At 72.1% G+C, this 20,557-nt stretch carries 19 protein-coding genes; 14 read left to right on the top strand and 5 right to left on the bottom strand.

Going from position 1 to position 20,557, the window contains the following annotated elements; translation table 11 throughout:
* Positions 1–17: 17 nt before the first annotated feature.
* From ACZ6SQ_RS13890 to ACZ6SQ_RS13880, 3 genes are all read right to left on the bottom strand, one after another.
* On the bottom strand, positions 18–2,057 hold the full coding sequence (locus ACZ6SQ_RS13890) for a GmrSD restriction endonuclease domain-containing protein (RefSeq protein WP_469560667.1): 2,040 nt from the start codon (positions 2,055–2,057) through the stop codon (positions 18–20).
* A gap of 129 nt (positions 2,058–2,186) precedes the next feature.
* Positions 2,187–2,666, bottom strand: coding sequence for a very short patch repair endonuclease (locus ACZ6SQ_RS13885; RefSeq protein ID WP_469560664.1), 480 nt, complete (start codon positions 2,664–2,666; stop codon positions 2,187–2,189).
* A gap of 279 nt (positions 2,667–2,945) precedes the next feature.
* Positions 2,946–3,965: a hypothetical protein gene (locus ACZ6SQ_RS13880; protein ID WP_469560660.1), complete on the bottom strand. Its 1,020-nt coding sequence runs from the start codon at positions 3,963–3,965 to the stop codon at positions 2,946–2,948.
* Positions 3,966–4,088: 123 nt separating this feature from the next.
* On the opposite strand from ACZ6SQ_RS13880, the gene ACZ6SQ_RS13875 reads away from it, so the two are divergent.
* From ACZ6SQ_RS13875 to ACZ6SQ_RS13860, 4 genes are all read left to right on the top strand, one after another.
* Positions 4,089–4,877: a class E sortase gene (locus tag ACZ6SQ_RS13875; protein WP_469560658.1), complete on the top strand. Its 789-nt coding sequence runs from the start codon at positions 4,089–4,091 to the stop codon at positions 4,875–4,877.
* Positions 4,878–4,925: 48 nt separating this feature from the next.
* Positions 4,926–5,225, top strand: coding sequence for a DUF6412 domain-containing protein (locus ACZ6SQ_RS13870; RefSeq protein ID WP_386379689.1), 300 nt, complete (start codon positions 4,926–4,928; stop codon positions 5,223–5,225).
* A gap of 80 nt (positions 5,226–5,305) precedes the next feature.
* Positions 5,306–6,004, top strand: coding sequence for a YidC/Oxa1 family membrane protein insertase (locus ACZ6SQ_RS13865; RefSeq protein ID WP_469560655.1), 699 nt, complete (start codon positions 5,306–5,308; stop codon positions 6,002–6,004).
* Positions 6,005–6,143: 139 nt separating this feature from the next.
* A complete protein-coding gene (locus tag ACZ6SQ_RS13860) occupies positions 6,144–7,001 on the top strand; it encodes a fumarylacetoacetate hydrolase family protein (RefSeq protein WP_469560651.1) in 858 nt (285 codons plus the stop codon).
* A gap of 367 nt (positions 7,002–7,368) precedes the next feature.
* Here ACZ6SQ_RS13860 and ACZ6SQ_RS13855 read toward each other — a convergent pair whose 3' ends face one another.
* Both ACZ6SQ_RS13855 and ACZ6SQ_RS13850 read right to left on the bottom strand, forming a co-directional pair.
* A complete protein-coding gene (locus ACZ6SQ_RS13855; protein ID WP_469560648.1) occupies positions 7,369–7,854 on the bottom strand; it encodes a heme-degrading domain-containing protein in 486 nt (161 codons plus the stop codon).
* A 23-nt stretch (positions 7,855–7,877) separates the two neighbouring features.
* A complete protein-coding gene (locus ACZ6SQ_RS13850; protein ID WP_469560646.1) occupies positions 7,878–8,993 on the bottom strand; it encodes a Gfo/Idh/MocA family oxidoreductase in 1,116 nt (371 codons plus the stop codon).
* A 334-nt stretch (positions 8,994–9,327) separates the two neighbouring features.
* On the opposite strand from ACZ6SQ_RS13850, the gene ACZ6SQ_RS13845 reads away from it, so the two are divergent.
* The 10 genes from ACZ6SQ_RS13845 (at position 9,328) to ACZ6SQ_RS13800 (ending at position 20,519) form a co-directional block, all read left to right on the top strand.
* Entirely contained in the window at positions 9,328–10,566 is a 1,239-nt protein-coding gene (locus tag ACZ6SQ_RS13845) for an ROK family transcriptional regulator (RefSeq protein ID WP_469560983.1), read from the top strand.
* A 648-nt stretch (positions 10,567–11,214) separates the two neighbouring features.
* Positions 11,215–12,087 (top strand): hypothetical protein, encoded by an 873-nt coding sequence (locus ACZ6SQ_RS13840; RefSeq protein ID WP_469560644.1) that lies wholly within the window; start codon positions 11,215–11,217, stop codon positions 12,085–12,087.
* Between the two features lie 75 nt (positions 12,088–12,162).
* A complete protein-coding gene (locus ACZ6SQ_RS13835) occupies positions 12,163–12,918 on the top strand; it encodes a GntR family transcriptional regulator (protein WP_469560640.1) in 756 nt (251 codons plus the stop codon).
* Positions 12,919–13,200: 282 nt separating this feature from the next.
* Positions 13,201–14,325, top strand: a complete 1,125-nt coding sequence (locus tag ACZ6SQ_RS13830) for a TIGR03364 family FAD-dependent oxidoreductase (protein WP_469560638.1) — start codon at positions 13,201–13,203, stop codon at positions 14,323–14,325.
* On the top strand, positions 14,319–14,999 hold the full coding sequence (locus ACZ6SQ_RS13825) for a phosphonatase-like hydrolase (RefSeq protein ID WP_469560635.1): 681 nt from the start codon (positions 14,319–14,321) through the stop codon (positions 14,997–14,999). Before ACZ6SQ_RS13830 ends, ACZ6SQ_RS13825 begins: the two co-directional genes overlap by 7 nt.
* Entirely contained in the window at positions 14,996–16,048 is a 1,053-nt protein-coding gene (locus ACZ6SQ_RS13820) for an ABC transporter ATP-binding protein (protein WP_469560632.1), read from the top strand. Before ACZ6SQ_RS13825 ends, ACZ6SQ_RS13820 begins: the two co-directional genes overlap by 4 nt.
* Before the next feature lie 226 nt (positions 16,049–16,274).
* A complete protein-coding gene (locus ACZ6SQ_RS13815) occupies positions 16,275–17,045 on the top strand; it encodes a 2-aminoethylphosphonate ABC transporter permease subunit (RefSeq protein ID WP_469560980.1) in 771 nt (256 codons plus the stop codon).
* Positions 17,032–17,829, top strand: a complete 798-nt coding sequence (locus ACZ6SQ_RS13810; protein WP_469560629.1) for an ABC transporter permease — start codon at positions 17,032–17,034, stop codon at positions 17,827–17,829. The genes ACZ6SQ_RS13815 and ACZ6SQ_RS13810 overlap by 14 nt, the downstream gene beginning before the upstream one ends.
* Before the next feature lie 54 nt (positions 17,830–17,883).
* The gene (locus ACZ6SQ_RS13805) at positions 17,884–18,936 is read left to right on the top strand and encodes a 2-aminoethylphosphonate ABC transporter substrate-binding protein (RefSeq protein WP_469560626.1); all 1,053 of its coding nucleotides are present in this window, start codon (positions 17,884–17,886) and stop codon (positions 18,934–18,936) included.
* 89 nt (positions 18,937–19,025) lie between these two features.
* Positions 19,026–20,519 carry an alkaline phosphatase family protein gene (locus tag ACZ6SQ_RS13800; RefSeq protein WP_469560623.1) on the top strand — a complete coding sequence of 498 codons (1,494 nt, stop codon included), beginning with the start codon at positions 19,026–19,028 and terminating at the stop codon, positions 20,517–20,519.
* Positions 20,520–20,557 lie beyond the last annotated feature (38 nt).

The raw sequence follows: 20,557 nt of genomic DNA, 5'->3' as shown, positions 1-20,557 counted from the left end.
CGGAAGATAAACTGCCGTTACGAGGCTGCGTCTCGTACGCCGGTATCCGAGAGCAGGAACTCCTCAGGCTCCGCAGACCACTGATCGTCGTTTGGCTCAGGGCACTCCGCCAGAGGCCGCGCGCCCTCGAAGGCGTCCTTGACCGCGGTTCGCCACTGATCGAGTGAGCCCCGGATGATGAAGGGGCCGAGACCGAAGGTCACGGTGTCTTCATCATCAACACGCATCGGTGCTGCCTCGTCACCTACCAGGACATCGCTCGCGATGCCAGTGGCGGCTGCGTCCAGCGCCGCTTCAAACTCGGTGGGGGCAATCCACCCGATCCAGCTCTGTCCAGCGGCACTGGCCTCCGCTACCAGCACACTCCGTCCGGCTCCTGCGTATCCAGCAAGTACAAGAGACCGTGATGCACGTGTCTCTGCTGCCGAGCTGTCCTCCGTAAGGAAGGCGGGCCGGAAACGGTCAAGGAGCCTCGTGATGTGGGCTGCAAGCAGAGTCCTGCGGGCGCTCAGGAACTCGCGGAAGCCATCTGACTCAAGTACCGCAGGGTCGTGCGGGATCATGTGGGCGGCGCGGTCACTGAAGCCGACGTTCTGCAGATACGCCGCTGGGGACCGGGTGCCGATGATGTTCTTCGCCGTCTGCTCGGAGATGAACACGATGTTCGCGAGTTCGTTGATCTCCGTTGATGAGTATCCGCTCGCGCAGCTGCGTAGCTTCGCGGCGGGGTGAAGAAGGCTGTACTGCGGCTTGCCGGATCTGTCGACACCTCCCGAGATGGGGCCCCCGTCCCACCAGTCGGTAGCGCCGGCGTGGGCTGCCGCGAGGTAACAGAACATCAGATAGGGGCTCTGATGGTTGCGCCCAGCAAGGTCGTCGGCGGTCACGGAAATGCCGCCTCGACGGATTCCCAGGTTCGAAAGCAGTGCTGCCACAGGGTTCTCAGTGTCGAGCACCCTGATGTCCTGTGTCAGAGCAGTGTCCGCGGCGCCGCCGTAGCGGTTTCGGGCGGTGGCAGCCAGAAACCAGTACAGAAGGCCGTCCTCTGCCGCGGCGTCGATCTCCGTACCCTCCGGGTGCCGTCCGTAGTAGAGGATCAGGGGGTGGAGAGCGGCGAGCGAGGGGACCAGGGCCGTGGTCGGGATGAGCAGCTTGCCCTCAAGAAGTGGAACGACGCGGGCAAGCCCGCGTTGGACCTTCTCCCATCCTGATTCGACCATGTCCCGGCTGGCAGCGGTTAGCTTCGCCACGGACGCCAGCCGCTTGCCAGTGGTTGAGAGGCTGAGTGTAAGGGCCTTGATTAGGAAGTTGACGTCGAGAGCCCCGTACCCGCGTGCCGCCCAGCGGGCTGACTCCGCCTCCAGCTGCCCCAGAAAGCCGGGCGTCCGTGCCGAGAGCGTGGCGAGCGCGAGATCCGTGGTCTTGAGCGCCCGTCCGCCGCTGTTTACGCGGACGAAGATGTCGGCGACTTCCTCGTACTCGAATTCATGCAGCACCTCCATGTGGAAGTCACGCTGGGTGATCTTCTGAAGTGCGCTGAGGCGGCGCCCGATCTCAGGGTCCGGGATCGCGAGTCCGGCTTCTTTCAGATCACCGTGGATCGCAAAAACATCTGCGCCAGGGCCTGCGACGTCATAGACCTTGATCCACTTCTTGTTTCGGCGGGTGGCGGCACTCTGGTTCTGGAAGGCTTCTGTCTCGATGTTGAAGACAACCTGGGCTTCCGCGTGATCCGTGAGGACGCGGAACAGAGAGGTAAGTCTTTGCTGGCCATCGAGCAGGTAAAGAGGCATGACACTCGGCAGTGCCTGAGACACGCCAATCGCGGCACCCCGCGTCTCGGCAGGCTGGCCGGTCTTCCAGAAGAGGAGGGATCCTGCTGGGTATCCGCGATACAGCGACTCAATGAGCCTGGCGACCTGCGATGCCTTCCACACATATCCACGCTGGATCTCGGGAAGCATGATCTCCCCGGCCGCGATCTGCGTGATGAGTGTCCGGACGTCGCGGTTTGTGCGCTCGACCGCCACCTTGCCCCCCGTGTCAGGCGCGGTCACGGCTGGATCGTCCGTACCCGCTGTGTCTTACACGAGCCCGGCCAGACGGCTTCCCCCACAGAAGTCGCTTACTGCCGCGCTCGCTGAAGACAGCTTAGGGGAGGGGTGCGGGGCCCGTGGTCTGGACGCTTACTCAACTGCTTCACCTTGATGCCCTGCTTGCCGCGCCCTTCTACCGGCCACAGCCTCACAGACCACGAGCGAGCACTGCTCGGCTGGTTCGTGTTCCCAGAAGCGCAGTACCAGCCAGCCCGCCTCCTGGAGCCGCTGGTCCGTATCACGGTCACGCTGCATGTTGCGCAAAACCTTCTCGGACCAGTAGCCGGGATTCGTCTTTGGCGGAACGTAGTGCTCGGGACATCCGTGCCAGTAACAGCCGTCGATGAAGACCGCTACCTTCGCTGGACGGAACACCATGTCCGCGGTACGGCGGAGGTCCGCCAGCGGCCGGGCGGCAACGCGGTATCGAAGGCCCTGGGCATGTACAAGCCGTCGGATCAGCTTCTCGGGCTTGGTGTCACGGCTGCGGATCGCCTGCATGTTGCGACGACGGGCTGCGGACGACGCCCAGGAGCCTTCTGGTGCTTCCCACTCGGGATCTTCGGACACATCGCTGAGCCTAGTACGGGGGGGTGGTGTGGGCACCGGGCGGTGATAGAGACGCAGCGGCTGCCGACTCAGGGGAGCGGATTGATGCCCAGCCGTGCTGGAACAGCCGCCAATCGTGAGTGCAGATCGAGCAGGTGGAGGTGCTCGCCTCCGTTGCTGCCTCTACACCGAGACTTCCGGGGAAGTGATCGTTGCGGCCGGTATCCAACCGTGTACAGCAAGTCAGTGGGCGTGCCCGGCCGTCACTGCGACTCCGGCGACGTTGGACTCTGGTTGTTGTCAGCCCCCCACTCCATGACACCCCCCATACCCCCGCCCCGACCCGCACCAGCAGGTCGCGCTCTCCCGTGGCGGCCAGGCCACCGCCCGCCCCCGGGCCGCGAGTGTCGTCGCGTACTGGGGGAGGAGGGACGTGTCGGAGGGGGAGGTGCCCTCGGAGGCGGCGAAGGCCTCGTAGGAGGGGACCGTGCCCGTGACGATGCCGAGGTTGCCCGTGCCGGAGGCGGAGAGCTCGCGGAGGGAGGACTCTATGGTCGACAGGTGCTCGGGGTGGGACGGGTACTCCGCGGAGAGGGACGGGTAGGCCTCGACCAGTTCGGAGAGTTCGAGGGCCGGCCAGTGCAGGACGGCGACCGGGAAGGGGCGGGACAGGGCCTCCCGGTAGGTGCCCAGCTCGGCGCGGAGGCGGGTGATCTCCGCCGCCAGTTCCGCCGGGTTGTCGGAGCCCAGGGACCACACCCGCTTGGGGTCGTGGAGTTCGTCCAGGGAGACCGGCGAGGAGTGGACCGTGTCCGCGAGCGAGTCCCACTCGTCGTGCGGCAGGCCCAGCATCCGCCGCACCCGGTGGCGGCCGAAGAGGAGCGGGTGCGTCGACCGGGCCGGGTCGGCCTCGCCGTCCGCGATCAGGAGCCGCACCCCCGATGTGAACGCCTCCTGCGCCGCCTCCAGCTCGTCGTGCGACTCCAGGGCCTCCGCGACGATCACCCAGGGCGCCGGGTCCCGGGGCGCCGAGGTCCGCAGGCCCTCGATGATCGCTCTGGCCTCGGCCTCATGGCCGTACTCCCACAGGTTCGACGCCTTGAGCGCGCGGATCAGGGGAGGGTTGTCCAGGTCGTCCTCGGTCGCGAGCAGGCGGTCGTAGAGCGCGGACGCCGCGGGGCGCTCGCCGGCGAGTTCCAGGTGGGCCGCGGCGCGCAGCAGCAGGGCCTCGGCGTCCTCGGGGTACAGGTCGGCGGTTCGCTCCAGGCGTGCCGCTTCGGCGGAGTGGTCGACGTTCTCGGCAGGCGTGTCGGGGCGCATGGTCAACACCGTAGCGCCGGGCGCCCCCGAAGGAGAGGCATCCCCCCACTCGGTCGCCGCACGGGCCTGGTGGTCTCCGCCCCCGCCCCTTACCGTGCGGGCGGTCCCGTCCGGGGAGGCCTCATGCGCGTGCCCGTCGTCCAGCACCGCACCCTGCGTCGGCGCGCCCGGCGCCGGAGCGTCCTGTGGGGCGGCGGGGAGGTCCTCGTCACCGTCGGGGTCGTCCTGCTGCTCCTCGTCGTCCATCAACTGTGGTGGACCAACCGGCAGGCCCGCGCCGCCGCCGAGCGCCAGGTCCACGCCCTGGAACGGGAGTGGGAGGGCAGCGGGACGCCCCGGCCGCCCGGCGGACCGGCTCCCGGGGACGCGCCGCCGGGCGGCCGGGGCGGCGACGAGGAGTCCCGGCCCGTCCCCGCCGGGGAGCCCGCGCCCGGCCGGACGGCGGCCGCCTCCCGCGGCACCCATCCCGCCTACGCCATCCTCACCATCCCCCGCCTGGACCTCCGCGTCCCCGTCGCCGAAGGCATCCGCAAGGCCGACGTCCTCGACCTCGGGTACGCCGGCCACTACCCCGGCACCCAACAGCCCGGCCAGGCGGGCAACTTCGCGCTCGCCGGCCATCGCAACACCCACGGCGAGCCCTTCCGGCATCTCGACCGCCTGACGCGCGGCGACCGGGTCCTCGTGGAGACGGCCGCGGCCGTGTACGCGTACACCGTCGACCGGACCCTGCCGCGCACCTCCCCGCGCGACTCCGGCGTCCTGCGGCCGGTGCCCGCCAGCCTCGTCCACCCCGGCCGCGGGTACCGGGAACCCGGGTACTACCTCACGCTCACCACCTGCACACCCGCCTATTCGTCGGCGTACCGCCTCGTGGTGTGGGGAAAGCTGACCTCCGTCCGGCTCCGCTGAAGTAGCGTGGGGGCAGCCGTGGCGAGCACGAGGGGAGAGGAGCAGCCGATGACGACCCAGCGGTCGGCCGGTCTGCTGCTGTTGCTTCTGCTCGGTGCCGCCCTCCTGGACTCCGGTGGCCTGTTCGCCACCGTCGCGCTCGCCGCCACCGCCGCCGCGGGGGCCGCGCTCGCCTTCTGTGCCGTCATCGCCGCGCGCTGCGCGCCGTCCGTACCGCGCACCCGCGTCCGTACGGCGATCCGCGACCGCGACCGGCGTACGGCGTTCCTGCCGCAACGCGATCCCGACGCCCGGGGCCGCCGCAGGCCACGAGCACCCGGACACGCCCTCCCGGCGACCGTCGCGTAGATCACCCGTATCCCGCGCGCTCGGGTCGTCATGCCGCCATGTCCTCATCCGGCACGACGAGACCCCCGGAGGGCTCACCCATGTCCGTCTTCGCCACACTGGTGGAGCAGCTCGCCGATCTGCTCCAGCCCCTGTTCCACGGCTCGGCCGCCGCGGCCGCCATCGTCCTGTTCACCGCGTTCGTACGGCTGCTCGTCCACCCCCTGTCCCGGGCCTCGGCCCGTGGCGCCCGCGCCCGGGCGGCGCTCCAGCCGCGGATCGCCGAGCTGCGCGCGAAGCACGCGAAGGACCCCGAGAAACTTCAACGGGCCGTGCTCGACCTGCACACACAGGAGAAGGTGTCGCCGCTGTCGGGCTGTCTGCCGAGCCTGTTCCAGGCGCCCGCGTTCCTGCTGCTCTACCACCTGTTCTCCAGCTCGGAGATCGGCGGCGAGCCCAACGTCCTGCTCGGCCATCAGCTGCTGGCCGCGCCCCTCGGCGACCGCTGGGCCGACGCGCTGGCCGGCGGCGGGCTGTTCGGGGGCGCCGGGCTCGTGTACCTCGCGCTGTTCGCCGTGGTCGTCGCCGTCGCCGTCTTCAACTTCCGGCGGTCCAGGGTCTCCCTCGCCGACAGCGCGCCCATCGACGCGCCGGGCGCAGGGGCCGTCGCCAAGGTGATGCCGTACCTGTCCTTCTTCACGCTGATCACCGTGGCCGTCGTACCGCTCGCCGCCGCGCTGTACGTCGTGACCAGTACGGCGTGGAGTGCGGCGGAGCGGGCGCTGCTCTACCCCGCCTAGTCCGGTCTGCCTCGCTCAGTCAGGCGGTCCAGTACGTGAACGGGGTCTTGCGGAGTGGACCGCCTCCTTGGAGGATCGACCAGTCCTGGGATGACCGCACACATCGGCGGGGCGTACGCGATCGAGGGAGACGGTGACCATGAAGCTGCTGCGTGTCGGTACGGCCGGAGTGGAGCGCCCCGCGCTGCTGGACGCCGACGGGGCCCTTAGGGACCTCTCCGGGCTTGTCCCGGACATCGACGGGCCGCTGCTCGCCGACGATGCCGCGCTGGGCCGGATCCGGGCCGCCGAGGCGTCCGGCGAACTGCCCGTGCTGGACGCGACGGGGCTGCGGGTCGGGCCGCCGGTGGGGCGGATCGGCAAGATCGTGTGCATCGGGCTGAACTACCACGACCACGCCCGTGAGACGGGCGCCGAGCCGCCCGCCGAGCCGGTCGTCTTCCTCAAGGCACCGGACACGGTGGTCGGGCCGTACGACGACGTGCTCGTGCCGCGGCGGTCCCGCAAGACCGACTGGGAGGTCGAACTCGCGGTCGTCATCGGCCGTACGGCCCGCTATCTGGGGTCGGCGGAGGAGGGGCTCGCGCATGTCGCCGGGTACGCGGTGGCGCACGACGTGTCGGAACGGGAGTTCCAGATCGAGCGCGGCGGAACGTGGGACAAGGGCAAGAGCTGCGAGACGTTCAATCCGCTGGGGCCGTGGCTGGTGACGGCGGACGAGGTGCCCGATCCTCAGCGGCTGTCCCTGCGGCTGTGGGTGAACGGGGAGTTGAAGCAGGACGGGTCGACGGCGGAGCAGATCTTTCCCGTGGGGGAGGTTGTTCGGTACGTCAGTCAGTTCATGACCCTGTACCCCGGTGATGTCGTCAACACGGGGACGCCTGCGGGGGTTGCCATGGGGCGGCCTGAGCCGAAGCCGTATCTGCGGGGCGGGGATGTGGTCGAGCTGGAGGTGGAGGGGTTGGGGCGGCAGCGGCAGGAGTTGAAGGGGGCGTAGCCCTCCGGGGGTTTTACGGGGGGTGTGGGGTTCTGCGGTCGGGTTTTGGGTGCGGGTTCGTTGTGGCTGGTCGCGCAGTTCCCCGCGCCCCTTAAGGGTGGTTTCGGGCGCAGGCGTTTCGGGAGTGCTGGTGGGGGCGCGGGGGGTGCGCTTCGTTTGTGGGTGCGGGTTCGTTGTGGCTTGTCGCGCCCGCGCGGCGGTAGCCGCATGTCGAGCACAGCCCCGCGCCCCTAAAGGCGGGTCCTGACGGGGGCGGTTCGGGAGTCCTGGTGGGGGCGCGGGGCGACAGGCGGGGATCGGGCACAGCCCCGCGCCCTTGAGGGCGGTTGCGGACGCGGGGTGTCTTGGGAGTGCCGGCCCCCGGAACCTAGAGCTTCAGGTAGGTTTCCAGGGCTTCTACCACCATGCGGTGGTCCTGGAGTTGGGGGAGGCCTGAGACGGTTACCGCGCCGATCACGCCTACGCCTTCGACGGTGATGGGGAAGGAGCCGCCGTGGGCCGCGTAGGTGTCGGGGTCGAGGCGGGAGGAGTCCTCGAAGGTCGTGCCCTTGGCGCGGAAGCGGGTGCCGACCAGGTAGGACGAGGCGTGGTAGCGCTCCACGACGCGGCGCTTGCGGGCGATCCACGCGTCGTTGTCGGGTGTGGCGCCCGGCAGGGCGGCGTGGAACAGCTGCTGCCCGGCGCGGTGGATGTCGACGGCGACGGGGGCCTGGCGCTCCCGGGCCAGCTCCACCAGCAGGGAGCCGAGGCGCCAGGCGTCGTCGGGGGTGAACTCGGGGAAGACCAGGCGCCGTTCCTGCGCCTCCAGTTCCGCCACGCTCGGCGTCAGCTCGGGCGCGATCTTCGGCGTCACGGACGCCGTCCTGTGCGTGCCGGTCACAGGGACACCACCACTCCGTCTCGGGCCGAACGGCGAGCCGCCTCCAGGACGTCGAGGGCGGCGGCCGCCTCCGACGCGGTCACCGGGTTCGGGGCGCCGTCGCGCACGGCGGCGGCCACGGCAGCGTAGTACGCGGGGTAGTCGCCCGGGAGCGTCTCCACTGGGCTGCCGCCGCCGGTCGGCGGGGACTCTCCGGCGCCGAGCGCGCCCCACTGGTCCGCGGGCTCCACGCCCCAGGCCGAGCCGTCGCCGGGGCGGGCGCCCTCGCGCAGGGCCGCCTCCTGCGGGTCCAGGCCGTACTTGACGTAGCCCGCCCGCGAGCCGAGGACCCGGAAGCGGGGGCCGAGCTGGGCGGCCGTCGCGGAGACGTAGAGGTGGGAGCGGACGCCGTTCGCGTGGGTCAGCGCGATGAACGTGTCGTCGTCCGTCTGCGCGCCCTCGCGCCGCACGACCGCCTCGGCGTACACCGACACCGCCGGGCCGAAGAGGACCAGCGCCTGGTCGACGACATGGCTGCCGAGGTCGTAGAGCAGACCGCCGATCTCGGCGGGGTCGCCGGACTCCCGCCAGCCGCCCTTCGTCTGCGGGCGCCAGCGCTCGAAGCGCGACTCGAAGCGCCATACGTCCCCGAGGGCGCCCTCGGCGATCAGCCCCCGCAGGGTGAGGAAGTCGTTGTCCCAGCGGCGGTTCTGGAAGACCGACAGCAGCAGGCCGCGCTCCTCGGCGAGGGCCGCCAGCTCGCGCGCCTCGGCCGCGGTGCCCGCGATCGGCTTGTCCACGACGACCGCGAGGCCCGCCTTCAGGGCGGCCGTGGCCAGCGGGACGTGCGTCTTGTTGGGGGAGGCGATGACGACGAGGTCGAGTTCGCCGGCGCGGTCGAGGAGTTCGTCGGGGGTGGCCAGGATCCGGACGTCCGGGAACTCCGTGCGGGCCTGCTGCTGCCGCTCCGGGTTCGAGGTGACGACGGTGTCGAGAGTGAGACCCTCGGTGGCCGCGATCAGCGGCGCGTGGAACACGGAACCGGCCAGGCCGTATCCGGCGAGGCCGACGCGCAGGGGGCCGGAGGGGCTGCCGGAGGGGCCGCCGAGGGGGGTGGTGCCAGTGCCAGTCATGCAGCCACTTTCGCAACGCTGTTGCGAAAGTGCAAGCGCGGGGGAGAATGGGCGGGTGAACACGGCGAGGGCGGACGCGGCCGACGAACGCGGCGAGGACGGCGAGCACGGCAGGACCGGAGCCGGGCGGGGCCCGGGCGCGGCCGGGGACTCGGTGGCGGAGACCGGGGCCGATGCGCCGCGGGCCGGGCGTGCCCCGCGCGGCGGCCCCGGCGTGGCCGGGACCGCGCGCCCCGGCCGCCTCCCGCCGAGGAGTTCCGGGCCGGCCGCGGGCGAGGCCGGCACCGGCGCGCGGGGCGGCGGCCCGGCACGCGGTATCGGCGCGACCCGCGCGCTGGGCCCCGGCCGTCGTGTCACCGCCTCCCGTGCCGCCGGGTCCGGCCGCGCGGCCGGCGGTTCACGCGCGTACGCCGGGGCGAACCTCCCCGATCTGCGCAGCCACAACACCGCGCTCGTCCTCGGGCTGCTGAGATCGGCCGGGGCGGACGGGATCAGCCGGCTGGAGCTCGCGGACCGTACGGGGCTGACCCCGCAGGCCGTCAGCAAGATCACGGCACGGCTGCGCGCGGAGGGACTGGCCGAGGAAGCGGGTCGCAGGGCTTCCACGGGAGGCAAGCCGCGCACTGTCCTGCGCCTCGTGCCCGCCGCGGGCCATGCCCTCGGAGTCCACCTCGACCGCGACGAACTCCGCGCGGTCCTGGTCGACCTCGCGGGCGAGGTGGTGGCCGAACGCCGGGCCCCGCTGGACCTGGGCGCGGGCTCGGAGGCCGTACTGGACGCGGTGGGCCGGGAGGCCGATTCGCTGCTGCGGGAGCAGGGGCCGCCGGACCGTGGTCCCGACCGTTCCCCGGAGGCGGAGGCGGAGGCGGGGGCGGCCGACGACCGGCCCGGTCTGCTCTCCCACGCCCGCAACCTCTTCGGCCTCGGCATCGCCCTGCCCGGGCCCCTCGACCACACGCACGGCGTGCTGCACCGGGTGACGGGGTTCCCGGAGTGGGACGGGTTCCCGCTGCGGGACGTGCTGGCGGAACGGCTCGGCGTGCCCGTCGTCGTCGACAAGGACACCAACGCCGCCGCGCTCGGACTCTCCGTGGCCGGTGCGGGCGGCTCCTTCGCGTATCTGCACCTCGGTACGGGGCTCGGGGCGGGGCTGGTGATCGGTGGAACCGTGCACCGGGGCGCGCGTACGGGGGCGGGGGAGTTCGGGCATCAGGTGCTGGCCCTGGACGGGCCGCTCTGCAGCTGTGGCAACCGTGGGTGTGTGGAGGCGTTGTGCCTGACCGCCGTCGCGCGCGGCGACATCGCCGAGGCGGCGCGTGTGCTGGGGGTCGGTGCCGCGAATCTTGTGGGGCTGCTGGACATCGACGCGGTGCTGCTGGGTGGGCGTACGGTCGATTCCGCGCCGGGGGCGTTCGTGCGGGGTGTCGGCGCGGTGCTTGCGGCGCACGCGCTGCGCTCCAGCGACCAGGACACGCCCGTCCCTGTCCTCATCGCGCCCAACGGCATGCGCGGTATCGCCGAGGGGGCGGCCCAGCTTCTTCTCGCGCCTCTCTTCAACCGACCAGAACACTGAGGGTTCCGGGGCGGGGGGTGCGTGTGCCGGGGGCTGTGGAGTGCCGGCTGCCCGTGTGCGGTCGCTCTTCGCGCAGTTCCCCGCGCCCCTCAGGGCGGTGGAGTTCTCGGCGCCGGGGGGTGTTGTGTGTCGGCTGTCCGTCGGTGGTGGGTCTTTGCGCAGTTCCCCGCGCCCCTAGGGCGGTCGTAGTCTCGGTGCCTGGGCGTACAGGTCGGCGTCCCTACCGTGTCCCCCCTGACGCCCGGCTGCCAACCGCCTTCAGGGGCGCGGGCTGTGTTGATATGCGGCTCCGCCGCGTGGGCGCGATCAACCACGGCGTACGGAAAGCCGGCACCCCACAGCCCCAGGCAGACGCGCCCGGCCCCGTGTCCCCCCTGACGCCCGGCTGCCAACCGCCTTCAGGGGCGCGGGGCTGTGTTGATATGCGGCTCCGCCGCGTGGGCGCGGTCAGCCACGGCGTACGGAGAGTCGGCACACAACCGCCCTCGGCGGACGCTCCGCCGCGTGGGCGCGAGCGACCACCACGTACGGAAAGTCGGCCCACAACCGCACCTCGCGGACGCGCCCGTCCGCTGATCGAGCGGTCTTGGCACCGCCCCACGGTGCGGCACCCCCCACCCCCGCCCCACCCGTGATGCTCATGTGTTTATGCGACTAACCAAGTCCCGCGGACGACCCAGGCTCAAACTGCCCACCCCCACCACCCTCTGCCTCGCCGCCGCCGCGGCCACCCCCCTCCTCGCCCCGCCGGCCACGGCGGCCACCGCGGCAGCCACCCCCCTCACCACCCCCGCGCGAGCCAACTCCTGCACCGCCGCAGGCGGCACCGAGTTCCCCCTGGCCACCCGCATCCACGGCGGTCCCGAGACCTACGCCCCCGGCGGCGGAGCCGGTGTCTGGTACGTCGACCTGACGAACACCACCGACCGCCCCTGCACCGGCGTCCACCCGGTCGTCGTGCTGGCCGACGAGGAACGGGCCCTGCGCACCGCCCAGCCACGGCTGGAGTTCTACGCCGACGGCCGCCCCCACCCGGTCCGCTTCGAGACCACCGACGAGGACGAACTGGTGGGGGCGTTCGCGGACGACGCGGCCGGGTTCGCCGGGTTCAGCGTCGGCCCGGGAAGGACGGTCACCGTGAAGGTCCGTCTCACCCTGGCCGAGAACGCCGTACCCAACGAGGTGACCGCCACCGCGGCCGTCGTCCAGCGGCAGGACGACGACGGCGAATGGGTGGGCAGGTCGAACGACTACCGCTTCACCGTCCGGGACGGCCCCGGGGACCCGGCCGACCCGGAGGGCACGGCGGACCCCACGGCCACCCCGGCGTCCCCGCCCGTCTCCGGCGCGCCGACCGGCCCCGCCGACCCCTCGGCCCGCCCCCGCACGGACCGGTTCCCGCTGTCCGCCGAGCTGGCCAGCACCGGCCTCGCCTCCCTGCCCACCGTGCTCGCGGCCGGCGCCGCCCTGCTGCTGGCGGCAGGCGCCGCCGTCATGGCCAGAAGCCGGGGCCGCCGCTGAGCGCTCCGGAACCGGGCGGCCGGCGAACCGCAGCCGCCTCCTCTCCCCGTCACCCCCGTCTGCGACGATCACCGTGTGGACTACCCGAACGACCAGGCCCCCGGCGCCCCCGTCCGCCGCGGCATCCCCGAGCACGGCCGGATCCCGAAGTACTACGCGGTGAAGGCGGAGATCGACCGGCTCGTCGACGACCTGAGGGAGGGCGACCCGCTGCCCACCGAGCGGGATCTGTCGGAGCGTCACGAGGTCGCCCGGGAGACCGTCCGCCAGGCGATCCGCGAACTCGTACTGGAGGGCAAACTGCGCCGCCAGGGCCGCGGCACCGTCGTCGCCGGGCCCAAGCTGGAACAGCCGCTGTCCCTTGCCAGCTACACCGAGGGCGTGCGCCGCCAGGGCCGTACCCCGGGGCGGAACCTGGTCACCCTCGACCGCTTCCCCTGCCCGGACGCCCTCGCCGCCGAGACCGGGCTGACCCGCGGCGAACCCGTCTGGCACATGGAGCGCGTGCTGCTCGCCGACGACGAACGGGTGGGGCTGGAGAGCACGTACGTCGCCGTCTCCCGCGTGCCCGAACTGGACTCCGGCTTCGACCCGGACTCCTCCTTCTACGCCTACCTCCACTCCCAGGACATCGGGTTCGGCGACGCGGACGAGCGCATCGAGACCGTTCTCGCCACCCCGCGCGAGGCGCTCCTCATCGGCACCCCGCCCGCCCTGCCGATGCTCCTCATCCACCGCGTCTCCCGGGACACCGAAGGCCGCCCGCTGGAGCGCGTCCGCACCCTCTACCGCGGCGACCGCTTCTCCTTCACGGCCCACCTCGGAGGCTGACCGGGCCCACCTCCGGGCGACCGGGCCCCCTCCGGGCGACCTGGCCGACCCCCGGGCCACCCGGCCGACCTCCGGGTGACCCGGCCCGCCTCCGGACCCGCCCGCCGGACAAGCCCCCCGCCGCCCCGGAACCTCCCGCACCGCCCGGCCGAAAACCATCTCTCCCGCCCCACCAGTACATCACGAAAAGATAACGGGTCTAGCCCAAACGTGATGACCAGTTCACGCTCTCGTTGTCAGCCGGACCCTTCCGGTTCCCCGGCCCCAAGGAGCGTTGCCGTCGTGAGAGTGATAGTCGTCGGAGCAGGCGTGGTGGGCACCATGCACGCCTGGCAAGCAGTCCAGCGCGGCCATGAGGTCGTACAGATCGAACGCGAGGCCGAGGCCCGAGGAGCCTCCCTGCGCAATTTCGGCCAGATCTGGGTCAGTGGCCGGGCGGGCGGGGAGGAGCTCGACACCGCCCTGCGGGCCAGAGAGCTGTGGGAGGAGATCGGCGCCCGGGTCCCCGCCCTCGGCTTCCGGGCGAACGGCTCCCTCACCCCGGTCCGCGGCGATCTCGAACTCGCCGTCGCCGAGGCCGCCGTGGCCCGCGAGGACGCCGCCGCCCGCGGCTACAAGCTGCTGCTGCCCAGCGAGGCCCGCGCCCTGAACCCCGCCCTGCGCGGGCGGTTCACCGCCGCCCTGTACTGCGAGCGCGACGCGGCCGTCGAGCCGCGCACCGCCCAGCTCGCCCTGCGCGCCGAGCTGCTGAGGTCCCCGCTCTACCGCTTCCTGCCCGGCCGCGAGGTCCGCGACGTCGTCGGCGAGAACGCCGTACGCGACGACCACGGCGAGGTGCATCACGGCGATGCCGTCGTGCTGTGCACCGGCGCCTGGCTCGGCGGCCTGGTGCGCGAGCTGGCCGGCCCCGGACTGCCGGTGCGCCGCGTACGGCTCCAGATGATGCAGACCGACCCGCTCGGCGAACCGCTGACCACGTCGGTCGCCGACGCCGACAGCTTCCGCTACTACCCGGCGTACCGCGGCGACGCGCTCGACGAGCTCAACACCGGTCAGCCGCAGCCCGAGACGGCCGCGCGCAACGCGATGCAACTGCTGATGGTCCAGCGCGCCGACGGCGGCCTGACCATCGGCGACACCCACGAGTACGAGCACCCCTTCGCCTTCGACACGGTCGAGGACCCCTACGACCACCTCGTCGGCGTCGTCGAGTCCTTCCTCGGCCGCCCGCTGCCGAAGATCCGCCGCCGCTGGGCCGGGGTGTACGCGCAGTGCACCGACACCGCCCGCGTGGTCCACCGCCAGCGGGTGCGCGACGGGGTGTGGCTGGTCACCGGGCCCGGCGGCCGCGGTATGACCTGCTCGCCCGCGATAGCCGAGACCACCGCGAACGCACTCGGATGGTGACGAAGTTGAACCCCAAGGACATCCGTCTCGTCGTCCTCGACATGGCCGGCACCACCGTCGCCGACGGCGGTCTCGTCGAGCGGGCCTTCGAGGCCGCCGCCCGCCACCTGGGCGCCGACCCGGCCGGCATGATCGGCCATGTCCGCGCCACCATGGGCGAGTCCAAGATCTCCGTCTTCCGGCATCTGTTCGGGGAGGAGGCCAGGGCCCAGGAGGCCAACAGGGCCTTCGAGGCGGCCTACGCCGAACTCGTCGACGGCGGCAGCGTCGAGGCCCTGCCCGGCGCCCGCGAGACCATCGAGGAACTCCAGGCCCAGGGCCGCACCGTCGTGCTGACCACGGGTTTCGCCCGCACCACCCAGGACGCCGTCCTCGCCGCCCTCGGCTGGCAGGACCTGGTGCCCCTGGCCCTGTGCCCCGCCGACGCGGGCGGCCGCGGCCGCCCCTTCCCTGACATGGTCCTCACCGCCTTCCTGCGCACGGCCGCCGCGGACGGGGTGGGCCAGGTCGCGGTCGTCGGCGACACCTCGTACGACATGCTCAGCGGCGTACGCGCGGGCGCCGGTCTGGTCGCCGGGGTGCTGACCGGGGCGCACGACGCCGAGGCACTGCGGTCGGCCGGCGCCACCCATGTCCTGGACTCCGTGGCGCAGTTGCCCGGAGTGCTGACATGAGCGGCGGCATCCGCTTCGACCAGGTCACCGTCGCCTACGACGGCAACGTGGTCCTCGACCGCCTCGACCTCACCGTCGCCCCCGGCGAGGTGATGGCCCTGCTCGGCCCGTCCGGGTCGGGCAAGACCACCGCCCTGCGGGCCGTCGCCGGATTCGTGCGGCCCGCCTCCGGGCGGGTCCACCTCGGCGACCGGGACGTCACCGACCTGCCGCCGTACCGGCGCGGCATAGGCATGGTCGTCCAGCAGTACGCCCTCTTCCCGCACATGCGCGTCGAGGACAACGTGGCCTTCGGGCTGAAGGCCCGCAAGGTCGCCAGGGCCGAGATCCGCACCCGGGTCGCCGAGGCGCTGGAGATGACCGGCATGGCCGCCTACGCCCGCCGCCACCCGCGCGAACTCTCCGGCGGCCAGCAGCAGCGCGTCGCCATCGCCCGCGCGCTCGCCATCAGCCCCGAGGTCCTCCTCCTCGACGAGCCCCTGTCCGCGCTCGACGCCCAGCTGCGCTCCGGCATGCTCGCCGAACTGGCCCGGCTGCACCGCGAACTGCCGGACGTGACGATCCTCTACGTCACCCACGACCAGGTCGAGGCGCTCACCCTCGCCGACCGGATCGCCGTGATGGACAAGGCCCGGCTCCAGTCCTGCGGCACCCCGCAGGAGCTGTACCGGGCCCCGGCCGACGAGTTCACCGCGTCCTTCGTCGGCAACGCCAACCTGCTGCCGGTCACCGTGACGGCCGACGGCGTCGTCCTCGCGGGGCGCGCCCTGAAGGTCGACACCTCCGGCGCCGCCCCCGGCGCCCGCGCCACCCTGTGCCTGCGCCCGCACCTCGTCGGCCTCGGCGACGGCCCCAACCGGCTCACCGGGACCGTACGCGAGATCCAGTGGCGCGGCGCCACCCACCGCCTCTACGCCGACATCGACGGCCACCGGCTCATGGCCGACCTGCGCGAGCTGAAGCAGCCGCCCGCACTGGACGAGACGGTGACCCTGCACTTCGCGCCGGAGGACGGCGTGCTGCTGGCAGCCGGAGCGGGCGATGACTGACCGGGAACGCACCCTCGAGGTCAGCGCCCTCGAGGTCAGCGCCCTCAAGGCCAGCGCCCTCAAGGGGCGCGGGGACCTGCGCGAACCCCAGTCACAACGCCCCAAGGGGCGCGGGGAACTGCGCGACAAGCCACGACGGCGCGGCACGCAACCGGCGACGGGAGGAGACACGCCGCCGACAGCGGGGCGACTTCTCTGGACCCTGCCCCCCACCGCCCTGCTCGCGATGTTCTTCCTCTATCCCCTCGCCCTGGTCGTCAGACAGTCCCTCCAGCCGGACACCGGCGGCACCTCCCTCCAGCCCTACGCCGACGTCCTCACGGACACCTCGTTCCGCGAGGCCCTGTGGACCACCGTCTGGCTCGCCCTCGCGGCCACCGCCGGCTGCCTGCTGCTCGGCTTCGCCCTGGCCCTGATCGTCGCGTTCGTACCGTTCCCCGGCGCCCGCGCGGTCTCCCGCTTCATCGACGTCTTCCTGTCCTTCCCGTCCTTCCTCATCACCCTGGCCCTGCTGTTCGTCTACGGCACGGTCGGCATGGCCAACGGCCTGTGGACGGGCCTCACCGGAGCCGCCGAGGGCCCCTTCGCCTTCCTCACCACCCCCTGGGGCGTACTCCTCGCGGAGATCACGTACTTCACCCCGTTCGTGATGCGCCCCCTGCTCGCGGCCTTCGCGCAGCTGGACACCGCCCAGCTGGAGGCGGCCAGTTCGCTGGGCGCCCGCGCCCCGAGGATCATCCGGCAGGTGATCCTCCCCGAGGCCCTGCCCGCCCTCGCCGCCGGCGGCAGCCTCGTACTGGTGCTGTGCCTCAACGAGTTCGGCATCGTCCTGTTCACCGGCGCGAAGGGCGTCACCACGCTGCCGATGCTCGTCTACGGCAGAGCGATCCTGGAGTCCGACTACCCGGGCGCCTGCGTCGTCGCCGTCGTCAACGTCCTGATCTCCGTGGGCCTGTACGGCCTCTACCGGGTGGTGAGCCGCCGTGCTGGTGCATAGCCGCGGGGCGAGGTGGGTCGTGTGGGCCGTGTTCCTCGTCCTCTTCGTTCCCCTGTTCGCCCTGCCCCTGCTGGTGGTCCTCGCCGCGTCCTTCGCGACGAACTGGTCCGGCGTGCTGCCCTCGGGTTTCACCACCGGCCACTACGACGCCGCCACCCGCGGCGAGGCCCTCCAGGCACTCACCACCAGCCTGGTCACCGCCCTCGCCGCGAGCCTGCTCGCGCTGGCCGTCGGCACCTGGGCCGCGCTCGCGGCGAGCGCGCTGAGGAAGCGCCACCGCAGGATCATGGACGCCCTGTTCGTGCTGCCGGTCGCCGTGCCGAGCGTCGTCGTCGGCCTCGCGATCCTGGTGGCCTTCTCCAAGCCGCCGTTCCTGCTCAACGGCACCCGCGAGATCGTGATCCTCGCGCACACCGTGCTGGTCACCGCGTTCGCGTACCAGTCGGTGTCCGCCGCGATCGTCCGCCTCGACCCGGTCTACGAACAGGCCGCCGCCTCGCTCGGCGCCCGGCCCTCGTACGTGCTGTGGCGGGTCAGGCTGCCTCTGCTGCTGCCGTCCCTGACGGCCGCGGCCGGCCTCTGCCTCGCCCTGTCCATGGGCGAGCTGAGCGCCACGATGATGCTCTACCCGCCTGACTGGACCCCGCTCCCGGTCCTCATCTACGCGGCCACCGACCGCGGCGCCCTGTTCGCCGGGTCCGCGCTCGCCGTGGTCCTGATGGCGGCGACCCTGCTGGTCCTGCTCGCCGTCAACCGTCTGCGCAACCGCGCCTCCTACCGCTGACCCCAGCGGACACCACCGCGCATCCGCCCACCCACGCAAGGAGTTCGTCTCGTCATGCCCCAGCACGCCCTCAGGCCGGTCGCCGCCCTCGCCCTGCTCGCCGCCCCGCTCACCGCCTGCGGCGGCACCACCGCCGCCTCGGAGGAGAACGTCGTCACCGTCTACAGCGCCGACGGCCTCAAAGGGGAGAACGGTGACGGCTGGTACGACCGGGTCTTCAAGGACTTCGAGAACGAGACCGGCATCAGGGTCGAGTACGTCGAGGGAGGCTCCGGCGAGATGGTGCAGCGCGCCGTCCGCGAGAAGAGCAACCCGCAGGCCGACGTCCTGGTCACCCTGCCGCCCTTCATCCAGCAGGCCGACGGCAAGGGCCTGCTCCAGAAGTACGTCCCCAAGGGCGCCGAGCAGGTCAGCGGCGCCGACAAGGCCGCCGACGGCACCTGGACCTCGGTCGTCAACAACTACTTCGGCTTCGTCTACAACAAGAAGGAGCTGAAGCAGGCCCCCACCACCTGGGAGGAACTGCTCGACGGCAGGTACAGGAACAAGCTCCAGTACTCCACGCCCGGTGTCGCGGGCGACGGCACCGCCGTGCTGATCAAGGCCATGCACGACTTCGGCGGTCAGGAGCCCGCGCTGGACTACCTCGGCAGGCTCCAGTCCAACAACGTCGGCCCGTCCGCCTCCACCGGCAAGCTCGCGCCCAAGGTCGACAAGGGCGAACTGCTCGTCGCCAACGGCGATGTGCAGATGAACTTCGCCCAGGCCAAGGACATGCCCAACCTCGGCATCTGGTTCCCGGCCCGCGAGGGCGGCGAGCCCACCACCTTCGCCCTGCCCTACGCGGGCGGCCTGGTCACGGGCGCCCCGCACTCGGAGAACGGCAGGAAGCTTCTCGACTTCATGCTCGGCCAGGAGGCACAGCGCCAGGTCAGCGAGATCGGCGGCGGCTTCAGCGCCCGCCAGGACATCAAGGCCACCGACGCCAACGCCATCGCCCTGGACAAGCTCATGGACGGCGTCGAGGTCTTCGAGCCGGACTGGGCCGACATCGACAAGAACCTCGGCGCCTACGTCGACGCCTGGAAGTCCGCGACCGGCAGCTGACCCGCCCGCACCACGGCAACGTCCCCGCACCACCTGTCGCAAGACGCCCGCACGACCTCCGCGTTACCCGACCACCCACGGAGTATCACGTGTCGTCCCACCTCTCCCGTCGCACCCTCCTGCTCTCCGCCGCGGCCGTCGCCGCCTCCGCCGGCCCGCTCACGGGCCTCGCCCGGGCGGCCGCCCGTACCCCCAAGGTCCTGGTCATCGGCCTCGACGGGGCCCTGCTCACCCGGATCAAGGACGCGGACGCCCCGAACCTCGACGCCCTGATGTCCGCCGGCGTCACCGCCCCCAGCAGCATCTACGCCAACCCGCTCGCGCCCACCATGTCCGGCCCCGGCTGGTCGACGCTGATCACCGGCGTGTGGCCCGACAAGCACAACGTGAAGGACAACTCCTTCACCGGCCACCGCCTCTCCCAGTACCCCGACTTCCTCACCCGCGCCGAGACGGCGAACCCCGCCCTCAAGACGTACGCCGTCTCCTCCTGGGCCCCGATCACCGACACGGTCCTCTCCTCGAAGGTCGACACCCGGGTCTCCACCCCGAGCGCCGAGTACGACACCGGCACCACCTCCCGGGCCGTCGCCGCGCTGCGGGACGGCGACCCCGACGCGGTCCTCGTGCACCTCGACAACATCGACCACGCCGGCCACAGCCACGGCGCCGCCGGCGCCGAGTACCTGGACGCGATCCGCGGCGCCGACGCCCAGGTCGGCCAGATCGTCGGCGCCGTCAGGGCCCGGGCCACGTACGGCTCCGAGGACTGGCTGATCATGGTCACCACCGACCACGGCCACACCGACGCGGGCGGCCACGGCGGCTCCAGCCTCGCCGAACGCCAGACCTTCCTGATCGCCACCGGCCCCGGTATCACCCCCGGCTCGACGCGCCACGACGTGAAGATGCCGGACGTGGCCGCCACCGCGCTGGCCCATCTGGGCATCGCCCTCGACCCCGCCTGGAACCTGGACGGCCGCCCGCTCCAGCAGCCCCGGCCCGACGACTTCGACACCCTGCGGCCCCAACTGGCCACCCGCACCGACGAGACCGGCATCCCGGCCGCCCTCCTCGGCTACACCCGCACCCCGCCGGCCGGCTGGTCGGTCGACAACTCCGCGATGGGCGGCGGCGGGGTCACCGAGTGGCGCGGCTGGTCCTTCACCACCGACGAGTTCTGGACCCAGGCCCAGCGCGACCAGCAGCGCGAGTCCAACGTCCGGGCCCGGGGGGTCTTCGCGGTCGCCGACGGCGACGAATGGCACGACAAGGCCGTCACGGGCACCTTCGACTCCACCCTCGTCAGCCCGGCCCACCCGGTCACCGGCGGCCGTCCCGCCACCCTCACCTACACCACCTACTACCGCCAGGAGGCCCCGCAGAAGGGCGAGGTGTCCGTCTCCTACGACGGCGCCGCCCCGGTCCTCGTCCGCACCTACACCGCGGACGTCCCCTCCCGCACCGAGACCGTCACCCTCCAGGTCCCCGCCGGCGCCACCACCGCCCGCGTCCGCTTCCGCTACACCGCGGGCAACAACTGGTACTGGGTGATCGACGGGGTCCGGATCACCAGCTCCTGACTAGGCTGGGGGCGTCGGTACGCCGTGGTTCCGGCGCC

It is taken from the genome of Streptomyces sp. NPDC048600 (assembly GCF_055587025.1).
Note: the sequence above shows the minus strand (reverse complement) of the source record. Positions and strands in the feature narration are given on the sequence as shown.